The sequence below is a fragment of the uncultured Rothia sp. genome (assembly GCF_916049665.1).
Lineage (GTDB): Bacteria > Actinomycetota > Actinomycetes > Actinomycetales > Micrococcaceae > Rothia.
In genome coordinates this window covers 1-15,960 of the sequence record NZ_CAJZIE010000020.1, presented here as the reverse complement: position 1 = coordinate 15,960, position 15,960 = coordinate 1, and the positions used below count along the sequence as shown (strand labels likewise).

Annotated in this window: 13 protein-coding genes; 9 read left to right on the top strand and 4 right to left on the bottom strand. The window is 61.4% G+C overall.

Going from position 1 to position 15,960, the window contains the following annotated elements; translation table 11 throughout:
• The first annotated feature begins 102 nt into the window (after positions 1-102).
• Positions 103-2,547, top strand: a complete 2,445-nt coding sequence (locus QZ540_RS03260; protein ID WP_294627706.1) for a DUF6350 family protein — start codon at positions 103-105, stop codon at positions 2,545-2,547.
• On the opposite strand, the gene QZ540_RS03255 is transcribed toward QZ540_RS03260, so the two are convergent.
• The gene (locus QZ540_RS03255; protein ID WP_294627704.1) at positions 2,544-3,131 is read right to left on the bottom strand and encodes a 4-hydroxyphenylpyruvate dioxygenase; all 588 of its coding nucleotides are present in this window, start codon (positions 3,129-3,131) and stop codon (positions 2,544-2,546) included. The genes QZ540_RS03260 and QZ540_RS03255 overlap by 4 nt on opposite strands.
• Positions 3,132-3,327: 196 nt before the next feature.
• Here QZ540_RS03255 and purN point away from each other — a divergent pair, with 196 nt between their 5' ends.
• The 5 genes from purN (at position 3,328) to QZ540_RS03230 (ending at position 9,189) form a co-directional block, all read left to right on the top strand.
• Complete coding sequence (gene purN, locus QZ540_RS03250) at positions 3,328-3,879, top strand: phosphoribosylglycinamide formyltransferase (protein WP_294627724.1); 552 nt, start codon at positions 3,328-3,330, stop codon at positions 3,877-3,879.
• Positions 3,880-4,095: 216 nt separating this feature from the next.
• Positions 4,096-5,706: a bifunctional phosphoribosylaminoimidazolecarboxamide formyltransferase/IMP cyclohydrolase gene (purH, locus tag QZ540_RS03245; RefSeq protein WP_294627702.1), complete on the top strand. Its 1,611-nt coding sequence runs from the start codon at positions 4,096-4,098 to the stop codon at positions 5,704-5,706.
• Positions 5,707-5,959: 253 nt separating this feature from the next.
• Positions 5,960-6,541: a TetR/AcrR family transcriptional regulator gene (locus tag QZ540_RS03240; protein WP_294627700.1), complete on the top strand. Its 582-nt coding sequence runs from the start codon at positions 5,960-5,962 to the stop codon at positions 6,539-6,541.
• A gap of 289 nt (positions 6,542-6,830) precedes the next feature.
• A complete protein-coding gene (gene glyA, locus QZ540_RS03235; protein WP_294627698.1) occupies positions 6,831-8,105 on the top strand; it encodes a serine hydroxymethyltransferase in 1,275 nt (424 codons plus the stop codon).
• 205 nt (positions 8,106-8,310) lie between these two features.
• Complete coding sequence (locus QZ540_RS03230) at positions 8,311-9,189, top strand: bifunctional methylenetetrahydrofolate dehydrogenase/methenyltetrahydrofolate cyclohydrolase (RefSeq protein WP_294627696.1); 879 nt, start codon at positions 8,311-8,313, stop codon at positions 9,187-9,189.
• A gap of 104 nt (positions 9,190-9,293) precedes the next feature.
• Here the strand turns inward: QZ540_RS03230 and QZ540_RS03225 are convergent, their stop codons facing one another.
• Complete coding sequence (locus QZ540_RS03225) at positions 9,294-10,124, bottom strand: GntR family transcriptional regulator (protein WP_294627722.1); 831 nt, start codon at positions 10,122-10,124, stop codon at positions 9,294-9,296.
• 83 nt (positions 10,125-10,207) lie between these two features.
• Between QZ540_RS03225 and QZ540_RS03220 the strand changes: the two genes are divergently transcribed.
• The 3 genes from QZ540_RS03220 to QZ540_RS03210 all read left to right on the top strand — a co-directional run bounded on the left by QZ540_RS03220 (position 10,208) and on the right by QZ540_RS03210 (position 12,864).
• Positions 10,208-11,083, top strand: coding sequence for an exodeoxyribonuclease III (locus tag QZ540_RS03220; RefSeq protein ID WP_294627694.1), 876 nt, complete (start codon positions 10,208-10,210; stop codon positions 11,081-11,083).
• An 86-nt stretch (positions 11,084-11,169) separates the two neighbouring features.
• A complete protein-coding gene (gene trpS / locus QZ540_RS03215) occupies positions 11,170-12,234 on the top strand; it encodes a tryptophan--tRNA ligase (RefSeq protein ID WP_294627692.1) in 1,065 nt (354 codons plus the stop codon).
• Positions 12,235-12,285: 51 nt separating this feature from the next.
• A complete protein-coding gene (locus QZ540_RS03210) occupies positions 12,286-12,864 on the top strand; it encodes a 2'-5' RNA ligase family protein (protein WP_294627690.1) in 579 nt (192 codons plus the stop codon).
• 104 nt (positions 12,865-12,968) lie between these two features.
• On the opposite strand, the gene QZ540_RS03205 is transcribed toward QZ540_RS03210, so the two are convergent.
• Positions 12,969-14,381 (bottom strand): hypothetical protein, encoded by a 1,413-nt coding sequence (locus QZ540_RS03205; RefSeq protein ID WP_294627688.1) that lies wholly within the window; start codon positions 14,379-14,381, stop codon positions 12,969-12,971.
• Positions 14,382-14,667: 286 nt separating this feature from the next.
• Positions 14,668-15,777, bottom strand: coding sequence for a mannose-1-phosphate guanylyltransferase (locus QZ540_RS03200; protein ID WP_294627720.1), 1,110 nt, complete (start codon positions 15,775-15,777; stop codon positions 14,668-14,670).
• Positions 15,778-15,960 lie beyond the last annotated feature (183 nt).

Genomic DNA, 15,960 nt, shown 5'->3' with positions numbered 1-15,960 from the left:
GCGCGTCTGGATGAATACCTGTGTGAATAGTTGTGAGAACCCGCTTTCGAGTGTTAATCGGAGGCGGGTTTCGTCGTTAATTCGTGGCATGATTGAAGGACGATGAAAAGCACCTCACCTATCTCGCGTTATTCCATGCCCATGCCTCTGTGGCTTCAGGGTGTTGTTGAGCTAATTGTTACTGCCCTGTTCTCTGCGCTTGCTGTGTTTGCGGCGATGTCTGCCGTGTGGGCAACCAAAGGTTTTGGCGACATGGAGTTCTCCTCCGTGGCCGCCATGTCGGCGCACCTGTGGCTTCTGATTCACGGCGTTCCTTTGGATCTTGCGGCTGCTTTTGGTGCTTCTGCCGGCACGATGACGCTGGTGCCGCTGGGTTTGAGTATTCTGCCTCTGCTGCTCTGTTACCGTTCGGGTCGTCGTCTGGCGCGCGCTTCGTATGAGGGTGAGTTTTTGATTCCGGTGCTGTCCGGTTCGGTGACTTACGCGCTGATTAGTTCGGCGATGTACGGTTGGGCGAGCCCGCATCCGCAGCCTCTTCAGGCGTTGAATGCTGCCCTGGTGCCTTTGGGTATTGTGGTGGCTGGTCTGATGTGGGGTGGCTACCGTGAGGCGCGTTCGCTCTCGCGCATGGTGGGTGTTGATACTGCGGAGCAGATTTCGCAGATGAGTCAGTATTCGCGTTGGGCGGGTTCGTATGCCTGGGCTGTGGTGCGTGCCGCGGTGGTTGCTTTTGTGGCGCTGGTCGGTCTGGGCGCGGTGCTTTTGGGTATCGGTATTTTGGCGGGCTGGTCGCAGATTGTTGCCACCTACCAGGAGCTGCACGCGGGTGCTGTGGGTGATACTGCGGTGACTCTGTTGCAGCTGGGTTTCTTGCCGAACTTGGTGATTTATGCGATTGCGTGGTCGACCGGTGCCGGTTTCTCCTTTGGCGCGGGTACCTCGGTTGGTTTGACCAGTAGCGATGCCGGTACTTTGCCGATGCTTCCGATTCTGGGCGCTGTGCCCGAGTCCCTGGGAAGCGCCGGCCTGCTGGGTCTGCTGGTGCCGCTGGCTGCCGGTGCGATTGCTGGCTGGTGGTTCTTGCGTGAGGGTGAGGATCACCTGGATGAGTGGGTTGCGCTGAAGGTTCCCTTCCGCCCGCTGTCTGCGCTGATTTCTGCTGTGGCGTTGGGCGTGGTGACCGGTATTCTGACGTCCTTTGGTGCCCTGTGGCTGGGCTGGATTTCGTACGGCTCCCTGGGTATTGGTCGTTTTACGGAGGTTGGTGCTGAGCCGCTGACCTTCGCGGCGCATACCGCGTTGACGGTGGGTGCCGGCGTGACTTTCGGTATGCTGCTGAGCCGCGCCCTGGTGCCGGACAGCAGCCGTGAGCTGCCTCGTTTTGCGGATGAGCGCCCGAACCTGGGTGAGCGTCTGATGAGCTTTACTGCCTCGACCCGTGAGCGTTTTGCGGAGTACCGTGAGCAGCGTGCGCAGGCGCGTGCGGAGCGTATGGAGCGTGAGGCTGAGGAAGCCGCCGCACGTGAAGCGGCAGAGCGTGAAGCAGCAGAGCGTGAGGCGGCTGAACGTGAAGCTGAGGAGGCGGCACGCGCACAGACTTCCGAGAACGTTGCTGAGCCTGAACAGTCTGCGGTGCCCGATGTGGCGACCGGTCACGTTCCGGTCCACCCGCTGGAGCCGGTGGTTGCCGTCCCCGTGGAGGCGACCGAGCAGCTGGCGCAGCGTGCGGCGGCGGACGCTTTCGCTGACATCATTGGAGAACACGAAGAGGCAGCCGAGAAGGCTGCATCTGAGAGCGCTGCGGTGGAGGAATCTGCCGCTGAGGAGCCCGCCTCCGAAGAGGCTACTGCTGAAGAGAGCTCCGCTGAGGAGTACGAGCCGATTGAGGCCGTTCAGCAGGTCGATTACCTGCACTCTGCCCACGCTGACTCTGCACAGGCGGAGGATTACGAGAGCATCGAAGCATCCGCCGAGCCCGCATCCTACGATCCCACCCTGTACGCGCAGGACCCCTCCGAGGAGGAGACCCGCGAACTGATTCAGGAGCCCGTCTACGAGGCTACTGAGCTTGCGGAATCTCAGCGCGTATCTGATGCTGACGAGTCTGCAGAGCAGGCGCCGCGATCGAAGGGCCGCGCGAGCCGCATTATGGCGTACTTCGGCTTTGGCATTGAACAGCCCGCCGCGGCGCAGGGTTCCGAGCCCGCAGAGAGCACCCACGCTGAGTCCGCCGCGCTGGATTCCACTCAGGACCGCGCCAATGACCGCGCATATGAGCGTGCGCAGAAGCGTGAGGCGAAGAAGGCGGCTAAGGCGGCACGCAAGAAGCAGAAGAAGGACGCCGACCGCGACTTTATGGATCGCGAGCTGGACGTTCTTTCAGCCGATCAGGCGATGAGCCGCATCTTTGAGGTTCGTAGCCAGACCGGCATCCTTCCGCTGGTGACCGATGAGGCATCGACTGTGGAGCTGCCCCCGCTGGATGTCAGCTCCTCGAAGCCCCAGGGTTCTAGTGCACAGGGTTCTAACGCCCCAAAGAAGAACTAGCGAGCAGAAGAGCTAGAGCTGGATGCGCCGGTGAGCTTGTCCATCGTGCCCTGGAACTTCTGGTCGCAGGTGTACATGTCGGTCTGGGTCAGTGCGGCGGCGCGGCACTGACGGTACTCCTGCGCGCCGGGCATGAAGGCAAGACCAATGCCACCGAGCAGGGTCATGGCGCCGTAGATGATGCTGACGCCCGCGGCAATGTAGAAGAACCAGGGGCCGCGGTAGATTGCGGTACGCACGATCGCAATAACGCTCAGGGTGATGCCAACTAGCGCGAAGAGGAAGAGCGCCAAGAAGAGCGGCATCGTGGAGAGCACGAAGGAAGACGCCGCAAAAATCACCAGCGCGGCAACAATGAGCATGAGCGAGGTGCGAATATTCGCCTTCTGCTGCTCGATGGGGTCGATGGGCTTACGCGGCTTCTTGCCCTGAGGTGCCCGATGCTGCGGCATCATGCTCTGAGGTGCCTGCTGAGGCGCTCGCGGCGGAACCTGCTGGTTCTGCGGTGCGCCGTTGTTCGGGGTGGGCTGCTGCGGCGTGTTGTTCGGTGCGTTGTTCGGAGTGTTCTGCGGGGGAGTAGACATACCTATAAGGGTACCGCCCCGTTCGCACGTGTTGAGCTCGTGACCTATTAAGTTTGTGCCTGGTGAACCCCGGTGAGGATTCATCCCGCCGGGGTTTCTTCGTGCTCACCTTTGGGGTTCGGCAGTGGTGTGTGTCTCGGCATTCCTTGGATAAGAGTGTGAGACGGGCTATACTGGTGGGGTGCGAATTGTGGTTATGGTATCCGGCTCCGGAACGAATCTTCAGTCCATCCTCGACGCCGTAGCGGCGGGCGAGCTTCCCCTCGAAATTGCGGCAGTGGGCGCCGATAAGCCCTGTCTGGGTATTGAACGTGCCCAGGCGGCTGGTGTACCCACCTTCCTGGTACAGCCCGGGGACTACGCCGACCGCCCCTCCTGGAACCGCGCGCTGGAAGAAAAGATCGCCTCCTACGAGCCCGATTACATTGTGTTCGCCGGCTTCATGCGCATTGTTGACGCGCAGCTGGTTGAGCGTTTCAGCAACCGCATCATCAACACCCACCCCGCCTTGCTGCCCTCCTTCCCGGGTGCGCACGGCGTGCGTGATGCCCTGGCGCACGGTGTGAAGATTACCGGCCTGACCGTCCACTTTGTGGATGCTGGCGTTGACACCGGCCCCATTCTCGCCCAGGCGGCAGTGCCCGTTCTGGATGACGACACCGAAGAGACCCTGCACGAACGCATTAAGGTGCAGGAGCGCCGCCTGCTCGTGCAGACCATCGCGTCTCTCGCTGAATCTCACAGCTAGTTCCGCCCACTACATTTTTCGCGGCGGAATGAGCCGAGCTCAAACCCCGCCGCCCATACACGTTCCGTTGTGGCACCCGCGTACCCTCGAGGAGCCGGTGCACAGCGGCGGGGAATACCCCCACACATATCCTGCCCTTCTTCGCGGGTAGGCTACGTCCATCCACCAGCTGTGCCGCCGAAATCCGGCGTGCACGTCTAAAGCATCGGAGTATTTGTGTCTCTTATTGAGCTCGATCGCGTGCCCCTGCGCCGCGCCCTGATTTCCGTCTACGACAAGACCGGTCTGGAGGAGTTCGCCCGCGGCCTGCATGAGGCTGGCGTTGCGCTGGTTTCCACCGGTTCGACCGCAGCAACCATCGCGGCAGCAGGCGTACCCGTCACCGAGGTCACCGAAGTTACCGGTTTCCCCGAGTGCCTCGAAGGCCGCGTGAAGACCCTGCACCCGCGCATCCACGCAGGTATTCTGGCTGACCGCCGCAAGCAGGAGCACATCGACACCCTCGGCGAGCTGGATGTCGAGCCTTTTGACCTGGTCGTCGTGAACCTGTACCCCTTCGTTGAGACCGTCGCATCCGGCGCAGGTCAGGACGCCATCATCGAGAAGATCGACATTGGCGGCCCCTCCATGGTTCGCGCTGCCGCGAAGAACCACGACGCCGTCGCTATTGTTGTGGATCCCGCAGACTACGCACGCACCGTTGAGGCCGCTAAGAACGGTGGTTTCTCCCTGGACGAGCGCCGCCGCCTTGCCGCTGGCGCATTCGCCCACACCGCCGCATACGATACCGCTGTGGCAACCTGGACCGCATCCCAGTTCCTGCAGGATGAGGACGCTAACTTCTGGCCCCCGTACGCTGGCCTGGGCTTCGAGCGCAGCGAGACCCTGCGTTACGGCGAGAACCCGCACCAGCGTGCCGCCCTGTACGTTGACCCCGCCGCAGCCCCCGGCATTGCTCAGGCTGAGCAGCTGCACGGTAAGGCGATGAGCTACAACAACTACGTTGACGCTGACGCCGCTCTGCGCGCCGCATACGACTTCGACGAGCCCGCTGTTGCCGTTATCAAGCACAACAACCCCTGCGGTATTGCTGTGGCAACCCCCGGCGCGGCTGACCCCATTGCGGATGCTCACGCGAAGGCACACGCCTGCGACCCGCTGTCCGCATACGGTGGCGTGATTGCCGCTAACCGCCCGGTGACCGCCGCAATGGCTCAGACCGTCAAGGGCATCTTCACCGAGGTTGTTGTGGCTCCCGGTTTCGAGCCCGAGGCGCTGGAGATCCTGCGCGAGAAGAAGAACCTGCGCCTGCTGGTTCTGCCCGAGGACTTCGCCCGCGAAGCTATCGAGTACCGCCCCATTTCCGGTGGTGCGCTCTTCCAGGAGGCTGACCGCCTGCAGGCTGAGGGCGACGACCCGAAGAACTGGACTCTGGTTGCCGGTGAGGCTGCTGACGAGGCAACCCTGCGCGACCTCGAGTTCGCGTGGCGTGCACTGCGTTCGCCCAAGTCCAACGCTATTCTGCTGGCCGATAACGGCGCCGCTGTGGGCATCGGTATGGGCCAGGTGAACCGTGTGGATTCCTGCAAGCTCTCGGTTGAGCGCGCGAACACCCTCGGTGGTGAAGGCAACGAGCGTGCCCGCGGTGCGGTTGCAGCATCTGACGCGTTCTTCCCCTTCGCTGACGGCCTGCAGGTTCTGCTGGACGCTGGCGTGCGTGCCGTTGTGCACCCGGGCGGTTCGATTCGCGATGAGGAAGTTATCGAGGCGGCTAAGGCTGCTGGCGTGACCATGTACCTGACCGGTACCCGCCACTTCTTCCACTAAAAACGTGTAGCGGGCTCAGCTAGCGCTGAGCTGCCTGCCGTGAGCGGGGCATTCCGGGGTGAACCTTTTGAGGTGACCCCGGGGTGCCCCGCTTTTTCGTGCTTGCTACTTAGGACGTCCGCAGGGCATCCGTATTGTGGGCAAGCAGATTTATAGAATTTTTGCTCTATTTTGCGCCGAATTTGCGCGTGAGGGCGCGTCAACGGTGGCCGGGATGCGCACGGATCGGCTAAAAGTTCGCTAGGATTAGGTTGTGCCTAAAGTCAGCGAAGAATACAAAAAGAACAGGCGTTCTCAGATTGTAGAGACCGCCCGCGAATGCTTCATCAAGCACGGTTATCAGAAGGCTTCGATGAGCGACATTATTGCGGCCACCGGCCTGTCTGCTGGAGCGATTTATAACCACTTCTCTTCCAAGGATGAGATTATCCTGGCGGCAGCCCGCATGGACATGGCGCCCTTCGACCGCATCCGCGCCGAACAGCCCTGGGACTACGTGTTCGGGTGCCTGAAGGTGCTGGACACCCCCAAGATTCGCCGTCACCTGCTCGTCACCTGGGGTGAGGCTGTGGCAATGCCGCAGCTGGCGACCGTGGTTTCTGAGCAGCTGAGTTACCTGCGCGATCAGTCCCTGGAGCGCTACCGCACCTGGGGTGCCGCTGAGCTGGACTTCACCGAAGAGGAGCTCGAGGAGTGGCTGACCGTGATTGGCGCCGCGGTGCTGTCGGTTCTGACCGGTTACGTGGTGCAGACCCAGCTGGTGGCTGGCGGTAAGAAGGAAAGCGCTCGCGAGGCGTACCTGGAGTATGCTTCCGCTATTCTGCGTCAGGCGTAGGGTGCGCAGACCTGCGTAAACGGCTGTGATAAGCCTGCCGGGGTGTGTTGCGCGCCCCGCGGCGGACTCGCGCCGACACCGTGAAAACTTCATCATGATGCTTGGTAAAGCCCGTTTTCCTTCTCGAAGGAAAGCGGGCTTTACGGTATTATGAGGTGTAGCTCATATTTTTTCATTCGGGGTTTTCAACCGGAGGCGCCCGCCGCCTCCCGAAGACCGCCCGGCACACGCCGCGGCAGCCCCGATGATGAGCGACCGAAGATAACGCAAAAACACTCCCAGGAGCGTAATGTCCGAGCAGAAGATCCTCGAGATGCCCCTCGCCGACCTCGACCCCGAGGTTGCAGAAGCCATTGAGCTGGAGCGCAAGCGCCAGCAGAACACCCTCGAGATGATTGCATCCGAGAACTTCGTCCCCCGTGCCGTCCTCGAAAGCCAGGGCTCGGTACTGACCAACAAGTACGCTGAGGGTTACCCCGGCCGCCGCTACTACGGCGGCTGCGAATTCGTTGACATCGTTGAGGACCTCGCTATTTCCCGCGTGAAGGAACTCTTCGGCGCTGAGCACGCGAACGTTCAGCCGCACTCCGGTGCGCAGGCGAACAACGCCGTCATGCACGCGCTGCTGAACCCCGGCGACACCATCATGGGTCTGTCCCTGGCACACGGTGGCCACCTGACTCACGGCATGAAGCTGAACGTCTCCGGCAAGCTGTACAACGTTGTTGCATACGGCGTGGACGAGAACGGCCGCGTTGACATGGACCAGGTGCGCGAGCTGGCTCTGGCTGAGCGCCCCAAGCTGATTATCGCCGGCTGGTCCGCATACCCCCGTCAGCTGGACTTCGCCGCGTTCCGCGAGATTGCCGACGAAATCGGCGCATACCTGTGGGTGGACATGGCTCACTTCGCGGGCCTGGTGGCTGCTGGTTTGCACCCGAACCCCGTCCCGCACGCACACGTGGTCTCCTCCACCGTGCACAAGACCCTGGGCGGCCCCCGTTCCGGCTTCATCCTCTGCACCGAGGAACTGAAGAAGAAGATTGACTCCGCTGTGTTCCCCGGCCAGCAGGGCGGCCCGCTCATGCACGTAATCGCGGCAAAGGCTACCGCATTCAAGGTTGCCGCATCTGAGGGCTTCAAGGACCGTCAGAAGCGCACCATTGAGGGCGCACAGATTCTGGCGAACCGCCTGCTGCAGCAGGACGTGAAGGACGCCGGCGTTTCGATTGCATCCGGCGGTACCGACGTTCACCTGGTGCTCGTCGACCTGCGTCACCACGCCCTCAACGGTAAGGAAGCGGAGGACCTGCTGCACGATGCCGGCATTACCGTCAACCGTAACGCTGTGCCGAACGACCCGCGCCCGCCGATGGTGACCTCCGGTTTGCGTATCGGTACCTCCGCGCTGGCGACCCGCGGCTTCGACGCCGAGGGCTTCACCGAGGTTGCCGACATTATCGCCTCCGTACTGCTGCCGAACCCGGACATCGCCGCGCTGCGTGCCCGCGTTGATGCGCTCTGCGCCAAGTACCCCCTCTACCAGGGCAGCGAGAACTGGTAGACCCATGAATAACCCCGTTCGCGCATCCGCCTGTGTGGCTGATGCGAGGGCGGGGTTATTTCGCCCTCTTACTTTTTGCCGCTCTACCCGCTACACCCGTCGAGGGACGTAGCGGGGGAGTGGTACCTCTAGGGGCACACCCTAGAGCCCAACACACAGACCGTCCGTTTCGGCGAACCCGCCGCAATCTATGGAAGGAAAAACAATGCCCCAGATTCTAGACGGTAACGCAACCGCCGCAGCCATCAAGGCGGAGCTGAAGGAGCGCGTCGAGGCGCTCAAGGCTAAGGGCATCACCCCCGGCCTGGGTACCGTCCTGGTCGGTGACGACCCGGCATCCCGCTCGTACGTGGGCGCTAAGCACCGCGACTGCGCAGAGATCGGTATTAACTCCATCCGCGTGGACCTGCCCGGTGACATCACTCAGGAAGAGCTCGACGCAGAGATTGACAAGCTGAACAACGACCCGGCGTGCACCAGCTACATTGTGCAGCTGCCCCTGCCCAAGCACCTGGACACCAACCGCGTTCTGGAGCGCATCGCCCCCGAGAAGGACGCTGACGGCCTGCACCCGACCAACCTCGGCAAGCTCGTGCTGAACGTTTCTGAGCCGCTGGATTCCCCGCTTCCCTGCACCCCGAACGGTGTGATTGAGCTGGTCAAGCGCCACGGCATCGACTGGAACGGCAAGAACGTTGTGGTGCTTGGTCGCGGCATTACCGTGGGCCGCCCGCTGGGTCTGCTGCTGACCCGCCGCGAGGTGAACGCAACCGCAACCCTGGCGCACACCGGTACCGAGAACCTGGACGAGGTACTGCGCGAGGCAGACGTTATTGTCGCCGCCGTGGGTGTTCCGCACGTGCTGAAGGCTCACCAGGTCAAGGAGGGCGCAATCCTGCTGGACGTTGGTGTTTCCCGCGCTGAGGACCCGGAGACCGGCAAGAAGAAGCTCTTCGGTGACGTCTCTCCTGAGGCCGCTGAGAAGGCGTCCTGGGTTTCCCCGAACCCCGGTGGCGTGGGCCCGATGACCCGCGCGGAGCTGCTGGTGAACGTGGTTGAGACCGCGGAGCGTCAGGCGGCATAAGGCTCGCAACATTTCAGAGCTGATAACTCAAAAGGGCGGTGCCCCGGTAGAACAATCTACCGGGGCACCGCCCTTCACACTGTCATCACAAGAAAAGGTAGGTGCTAGAGAATCATCTCGTAGAAGTAGGCATCAGCGAGGTACAGGGTCTCTGCATACTCGACCGGGCTACCTTCTTCGGTGTAGCCGGTTGCGCAGACCTTGAACGCCGCCTCGCCCACGGGGACCTGCTGGTTGAACGCTTCGGCGTCGGCGTCGGTGAAGAGCGCCGCGCTGGTGCGTACGCGAGCGTGCTTGATTGCGTTGGGGGTGTTAGCGAGCTGATCGAGGGAGCTCGAAGCGCCGGACATTTCCGCCATCATGGCGTCCAGAATGCTACTTGCTGCAGCCTTCACAAAGTAGGAACGCTCAAAACCGATGACTTCATGGTCGGCAAGACGTAGACGGCGCACGAACAGCACCTTTTCGCCCACCGGCACGGACAGGTGAGTGGAGATCTCTTCGGTAGCGTCCATCCAGCGGGTCGCAATCATGCGAGTGGAGCCTTCAAAGCCGCGGCGGCGCATGTCGTCAACGAAGGTGTCCACGCGCGGAATGTAGGTTGCGTCGCTACGCTCGGCAACGTAGGTGCCGGAGCCCTGCACGTTGTAGAGCAGGCCGCGTTCAATCAGAACCTTCAGGGCGCTACGAACCGTCTGGCGGCTCACCCCAAAGTTCTGCTGAATCATGCGTTCGGTGGGCAGCTTATCGCCGGGCTTGCCGGGAATAATGTAGCGCTGCTCAATGTAATGGATAACCTGCTCATACTTCGGGCCGGGAATCGGGGGTAGCTCGTAGCGGCTCTCAGCGTTGTGAGCGGTACTTTCGGATGCAGTGGTGCCCGCAGAATGTGAGGGGGCACCGTGGTCGGTGGTCTGTGAGGAGTGTGAATTCATCACCCAATAGTTTACCGTTCAGCCAGAGAAAAAACGCGCACGAGTGAAAATTTCTCTTCCTTCAAACTGGCATAATTAAGACTATGCATTTTTCTACTTCTCCTGCACCGCGCCCGAGCGGTCTGCTTCGCGTGGCAAGCGTGAATGTGAACGGTATCCGAGCCGCCTACAAGAAGGATATGGCAGCGTGGTTGGCGAGCCGTGACATCGACATTCTCTGCCTGCAGGAGGTGCGCGCCCCCGACGCTATCGTGCGTGAGCTGCTGGACGAATCCCAGTGGCATATTCTGCACGCGGAGGCTGCCGCTAAGGGTCGTGCGGGCGTGCTGGTGGCGACCCGCCGCACCCCGAACTCAGCCGGTGAGGTTCTGGAGAACCAGCCGGTCGCAACCCGCTCGAACATCGGCGAAGAGTACTTTGACGACTCGGGCCGCTGGGTTGAGGCGGACTACGTTCTGCCCAACGGCAAGACCCTGACCGTGGTCAGCGCCTACGTTCACTCCGGTGAGGTCGGCACCCAGAAGCAGGACGATAAGTACCGCTTCCTGGAGCGTATGCTGGTGCGCATGCCTGAGTTGGCTAAGCACTCGGACCACGTGCTCATTGTGGGTGACCTGAACGTGGGCCACACCGAGCTGGACATTAAGAACTGGAAGGCTAACCAGAAGCGTGCTGGCTTCCTGCCGAAGGAACGCGCCTACTTTGACCGCTTCTTCAGCGATATCGGCTACCGCGATGTGGCCCGTGAGCTGGCGGGTCAGGTGCCCGGCCCCTACACCTGGTGGTCCTACCGCGGTAAGGCGTTCGATAATGACGCCGGCTGGCGTATCGACTACCACATGGCGACCCCGGCGCTCGCCGAAAGCGCCGTGGAGGCGGTCGTGGACCGCGCGGCAAGCTACGACGAGCGTTTCAGCGATCACGCGCCGCTCGTGGTTGACTACCGCATCGGTGAGTAAGACGCGAACCCACCTACAGATAAGTTTTTGAAGATGTGCTGCACCGTCCGCAGCACCGCACAGGAAGAACTGCACAGGAAATAACTATGGCAGACGAAAAGAAGCAGGATAAGTCCCTCATCCCTAACGCCTCTCAGCAGAAGGCACGTATCTACTCTGGTGCACAGCCGTCGGCTGATTCGATGCACCTGGGTAACTACATTGGTGCCGTGAACAACTGGGTGGCTCTGCAGGAGGACCCGAATAACGAATGCCTGTTCTTCATTCCGGATATGCACGCTATCACCGTTCCTCAGAACCCCGAGGAGCTGCGTGAGCGCACCCGCCTGACTGCGGCGCAGTACATCGCCTCCGGCATTGACCCGACCCGCACCCCGCTGTTTGTGCAGTCGCACGTTCCCGAGCACGCGCAGCTGGCGTGGGTCCTGAACTGCTTCACCGGCTTTGGCGAGGCGTCCCGCATGACCCAGTTCAAGGACAAGTCCCAGAAGCAGGGCGCTGAGAACGCCTCCGTGGGTCTGTTCACCTACCCGATTCTGATGGCTGCCGACATCCTGCTCTACCAGGTGGACGGCGTGCCCGTGGGTGAGGATCAGCGTCAGCACCTGGAGCTGACCCGTAACCTGGCTCAGCGCTTCAACTCCCGCTTCGGTGAGACCTTCGTGGTGCCCGATCCGGTGATTCTGAAGGAAACCGCTAAGATTTACGACCTGCAGGACCCGACCTCGAAGATGTCCAAGTCGGCGGCATCCGATAAGGGCCTGATCAAGCTTCTGGACACCCCCAAGGTCACCCAGAAGAAGATCAAGTCCGCCGTGACCGATGACGGCTCCGTCATCGCCTACGACCGCGAGGCTAAGCCTGGCGTCTCCAACCTGCTCTCCATCTACTCGGCAATGACCGGCGAGAGCATCGATGAGATCGTGGCACGCTACGAGGGCAAGATGTACGGCCACCTGAAGGTCGATCTTGCCGATATCGTGGTGGAGCGCCTCACCCCGGTACGTGAGCGTACCCTCGAGCTGATGGACGACCCCGCCGAGCTGGATCGCCTGCTGGCTGTGGGCGCATCCGCTGCCCGCGAGATCGCTACCGTCACCATTGAGAACGTGTACAAGAAGGTTGGCTTCCTGCCTGCCGCAGCAATCTAGCGCGCTGTTCAGCCTGCCCGGCTGAGGCACCGCATTACCTGCACGACTGAGATGACAGCACAAGAGAACTCTTCGAGCCCCACGACGGCTCCTGTATCCCCGACCCTGAAACCCGGTCACCGCTACCTGAGCGTTATTGCGCATGTGAGCGGTGAGAATGTTCAGCGCCTGGAAGAGTGGAAGCGCGCGGTAGTTGGCGGTGCGGTGGCGCCTATCAGCACGCACGTGACCGTGTACCTGACGGAGTTGAACGAGCCTCTATTGGCTGCGGTGCAGTCCCCGCAGTTCCGCGATGCGCTGGATGTGTCGCGTTTTGAGGCGCGCTGGGGTTCGGTGCAGTCCTTCCGCCCGGTGACCGAGGTGGAGTACCTGAACCTAGAGGCGGGCAAGACCGAGTTCGAGCAGATTCACCAGAAGCTGGTTGACCTGCTCGGTGCCGGTGCGGCATCCTTCCCGTACGTGCCGCACGTGACCTTAGGTCACGGGCTCACGGAGGAGCAGGTGGCGAACGCCCGTGAGGTGTTTGATGCCCTACCCGCCGAGCAGCGTACCTTCACCGTGGATCACCTGCACTGCTACTCCTACGACGGGCAGAACTGGGAAGAAATTGGGGTTCTGCCGCTGCGTTAGTGGCTGGCGCATAAACCCGGCATACATAAAGAGAGATGCGACCGATAGGTTATCGGTCGCATCTCTCTTTATGCTTTCGCTAGGTTTGCCTCAGCGTGAGAACCCTAGTGGGAGTGGCCCTCGTGAGGCTCGCCGGACTCGTGAGCTTCGTGCTCGTGCGCGTCAGCAGAAGCCGAGGAAGAAGCAGAGCCGTGCGAGCCGTGAGCCTCAGCCTCAACCGGTGCAGCGTTCGCGGAAGAAACACCCAGAATCTCGTTCGGGGTCTTGGGAAGCTCCACGCTCATCAGCTCCTTGGGTGCTGCCGGGTTCGACAGAGACACCGCAATGAGCTTCTTGGTCGCCGGGTCGGTCACGTAGGCGGTCTTACCGTCCACCCACAGCGCCGGGCGCTCATCCTGCCAAGTCTCAGACTCGGTCCACGCCTCCATGAGCTGTACGGAGCCCAGCTCGGCACCGGTTGCCGGATCGAAGACACGCAGCTTGCCGTCGGTGGTCAGCAGCAGTGCCTCACCCTGGGGGCCGCGAGCCAGCGAACGGAAGGTGTAGCTCACGCCAGAGGGCAGGGAGTAGACGGTGCGGGTTGCCGCAACGGTGTCGATAATGGAGAACTTCTCGGGGCGCTCCAGCTTAGCGTCCTTGTCGGTCTTGTAGTCCGCCAGAACGTACCGGGAGTCAGCCTTACCAGCCTGGTTACCGGAACGCGAGTACGGGTCCTCGGGGTTGGTAATCTTGGTGAACTTACCGTCCTTGTAGACCAGCGCGCCGTCGGTGCAACCGATGGAGAACGCGCCGTCCTTGGCGATGGCTTCACCGTGAACGCCGGGGCATGCGGGGCTCTCGAGAACGGTCTTACCCTGAGCGTCCACAACAGCGGCACCGGTGCGGGTCTTCGAATCGCCAACCGCTACTAGGTACTGGTCGTTGGGCAGCGGGATTGCGAAGCCGTGGTGCGGCTTCGGCAGGGTGACGGTAGTGGTCTCCAGGGAGGATGCGGTGCGCTTGTCGTGGGTCAGCTTCGCCGGGTCGTACACGGCGAAGGAACCGGTGCCGTCAGCGAATGCCGCGACCTTGCCGTTGTCCTTGATAACGTGACCTGTGTGGTCAGCCGCCAGAGACAGCGAAGACAGCGACGGGGAAGTGGTGTAGTAGTGCGAGTGGTCGCCGTGCGCTACGGACCATACGCCGGTGTCCAGGAAGGTGTAGCTATTGCCGTCTGCAACGACGAGGTGGCGGTTATCGCCAGCGTCGGAGAGGCGCAGGAAGCCTTCCTTGGGGATGTCTGCGAGCAGCTTCATGTCCTTGGCGTCGTAGACGAGCACGCCGCCGTCGTAGGTGATGGCGACGCGGCTTGCCGCGCCCTTGCCTTCGGTAATGGGTGCGGGGGTTGCGCTCGCGGAGGTGGAGGCGCTGGGGCTGGTCTGTGCGTTCTGGGTGGCCTGGGAGCCGCATGCGGTCAGTGCGAGGGCGGCTACTGCGCCGAGTGCGCCGGCGCGGGTGAGGAAAAACTTACGGGTCATGTGCATGCACCAAGATTAACATGAGAATGGTTCTCTATAGTGGTTGATCCTTGGCTCGTATCAGAGTCTGGAAGTGCAGTCTGCGTCGGGCCTGCAAGGCGTCCTGTACTCTTCTCATTCGAAGGGGGATTCCTTCCCAGTCCCACTAGGCGAAAGCCTTGAATCCACCCGTGAAATAACCCATTAGGGCAAAAGAAAACCGGCTCCCTTCCGAAAAGAAGAGAGCCGGTTTCTAGAGGTATCTTTTGCTCGAGTAAGGCTCATGTACCTACTCAGGGCTAAAAATTTAGAGGAGGTTGTTCAGACCTCGTGCCTTGACCTCGCCCACGGCATCCTTGACAGCCTGTGCCTTGGAGCGCGGAGCGACCAGCAGAGCATCGGGGGTATCCACCACAACGATGTCATCGAGACCAATGATAGAGATCTTACGGTCGGTGTTCGCAACAACAATGCCGGAGCAACCGTGGTTAATGACGTTGTCCTTCTCGCCGAGAATGATCAGCTCTTCGCCGCTCTTCTCGGTGTTCAGGCGTGCCACGGCGTCGAAGTCTCCAACGTCGTCCCAGCTGAAGGAACCGGGAACCATAGCGACGTCGCCCGCAGCTGCGGCAGGCTCTGCCACTGCGTAGTCAATAGCGGTCTTCGGCAGGGTCTCCCACACGCGCTCCATGACGGCCTCGCGCTCGGGGGTGTCCCAAGCGTTAGCAATCTCCATGATGCCCGCGTACAGCTCGGGTTCGTTCGCCTCGAGGTGCTTGAGCATCAGGGCTGCAGGTGCCACGAACATGCCTGCATTCCAGGTGTACTCACCGGAATCCAGGTACTTCTGTGCGGTAGCGGTGTCCGGCTTCTCCACGAAGGTGTCCACTGCGTGCGCGTTGGGTGCACCCTCGATGCCCAGGGACTCGCTGGCGTGAATGTAGCCAAACGCGCTGGAGGGCTCGGTGGGGGTAATGCCGATGGTGACAATCTTGCCGGTTGCCGCGGTGATGACAGCTTCGGTCACCACGCGGTGGAACTCGTCCACCGGGCTGATGACGTGGTCAGCTGCGAAGGAGCCGATGATGGCGTCCGGTTCGCGGCGGTGGATGATGGCGCAAGCCAGGCCGATAGCTGCAGCCGAATCCTTGGGGGAGGGCTCCAGTACCAGGTCGGCGGCACGCAGCTCAGGAATCTGCTGGGTAACCGCATTGGCGTGCGAAGTGCCGGTAACTACCATGACGGAACCGTTGCTGAGATTGATGAGACGGTCGTAGGTGTCACGCAGCAGAGAATTGCCCGACGAAGTGAGGTCGAGCAGGAATTTCGGGGCGTGCGCGCGGGACAGGGGCCACAAACGCGAGCCAACACCGCCGGCGGGAATGAGCGGGCGGAATCGAGTGAGTGCAGTATTCATCGCTTCAAGAATAGCGGGTGAATTTGTCATATATCGAATTCTTTTAGGTTTTAACAAAAAAGTGTCAGGTGGCTCTCATTTAGGCGATGTTTGAGGTTAGGTTAAGGTAAGTTCCGCACAAACACAAGGGATTAGGGGATATCGTAAAGAAAATGTGCCCTAATTTGCTTTTAGAACCTGTAA

Excerpts from the sequence above, each read along its gene's own strand:
- QZ540_RS03225 (WP_294627722.1), bottom strand. The coding sequence starts at position 10,124 with ATGAATTCACACTCCTCACAGACCACCGACCACGGTGCCCCCTCACAT.
- QZ540_RS03220 (WP_294627694.1), top strand. The coding sequence starts at position 10,208 with ATGCATTTTTCTACTTCTCCTGCACCGCGCCCGAGCGGTCTGCTTCGC.
- QZ540_RS03200 (WP_294627720.1), bottom strand. The coding sequence starts at position 15,777 with ATGAATACTGCACTCACTCGATTCCGCCCGCTCATTCCCGCCGGCGGT.
- trpS (WP_294627692.1), top strand. The coding sequence starts at position 11,170 with ATGGCAGACGAAAAGAAGCAGGATAAGTCCCTCATCCCTAACGCCTCT.
- glyA (WP_294627698.1), top strand. The coding sequence starts at position 6,831 with ATGTCCGAGCAGAAGATCCTCGAGATGCCCCTCGCCGACCTCGACCCC.
- purN (WP_294627724.1), top strand. The coding sequence starts at position 3,328 with ATGGTATCCGGCTCCGGAACGAATCTTCAGTCCATCCTCGACGCCGTA.
- QZ540_RS03210 (WP_294627690.1), top strand. The coding sequence starts at position 12,286 with ATGACAGCACAAGAGAACTCTTCGAGCCCCACGACGGCTCCTGTATCC.
- QZ540_RS03260 (WP_294627706.1), top strand. The coding sequence starts at position 103 with ATGAAAAGCACCTCACCTATCTCGCGTTATTCCATGCCCATGCCTCTG.
- QZ540_RS03205 (WP_294627688.1), bottom strand. The coding sequence starts at position 14,381 with ATGACCCGTAAGTTTTTCCTCACCCGCGCCGGCGCACTCGGCGCAGTA.
- QZ540_RS03255 (WP_294627704.1), bottom strand. The coding sequence starts at position 3,131 with ATGTCTACTCCCCCGCAGAACACTCCGAACAACGCACCGAACAACACG.
- QZ540_RS03230 (WP_294627696.1), top strand. The coding sequence starts at position 8,311 with ATGCCCCAGATTCTAGACGGTAACGCAACCGCCGCAGCCATCAAGGCG.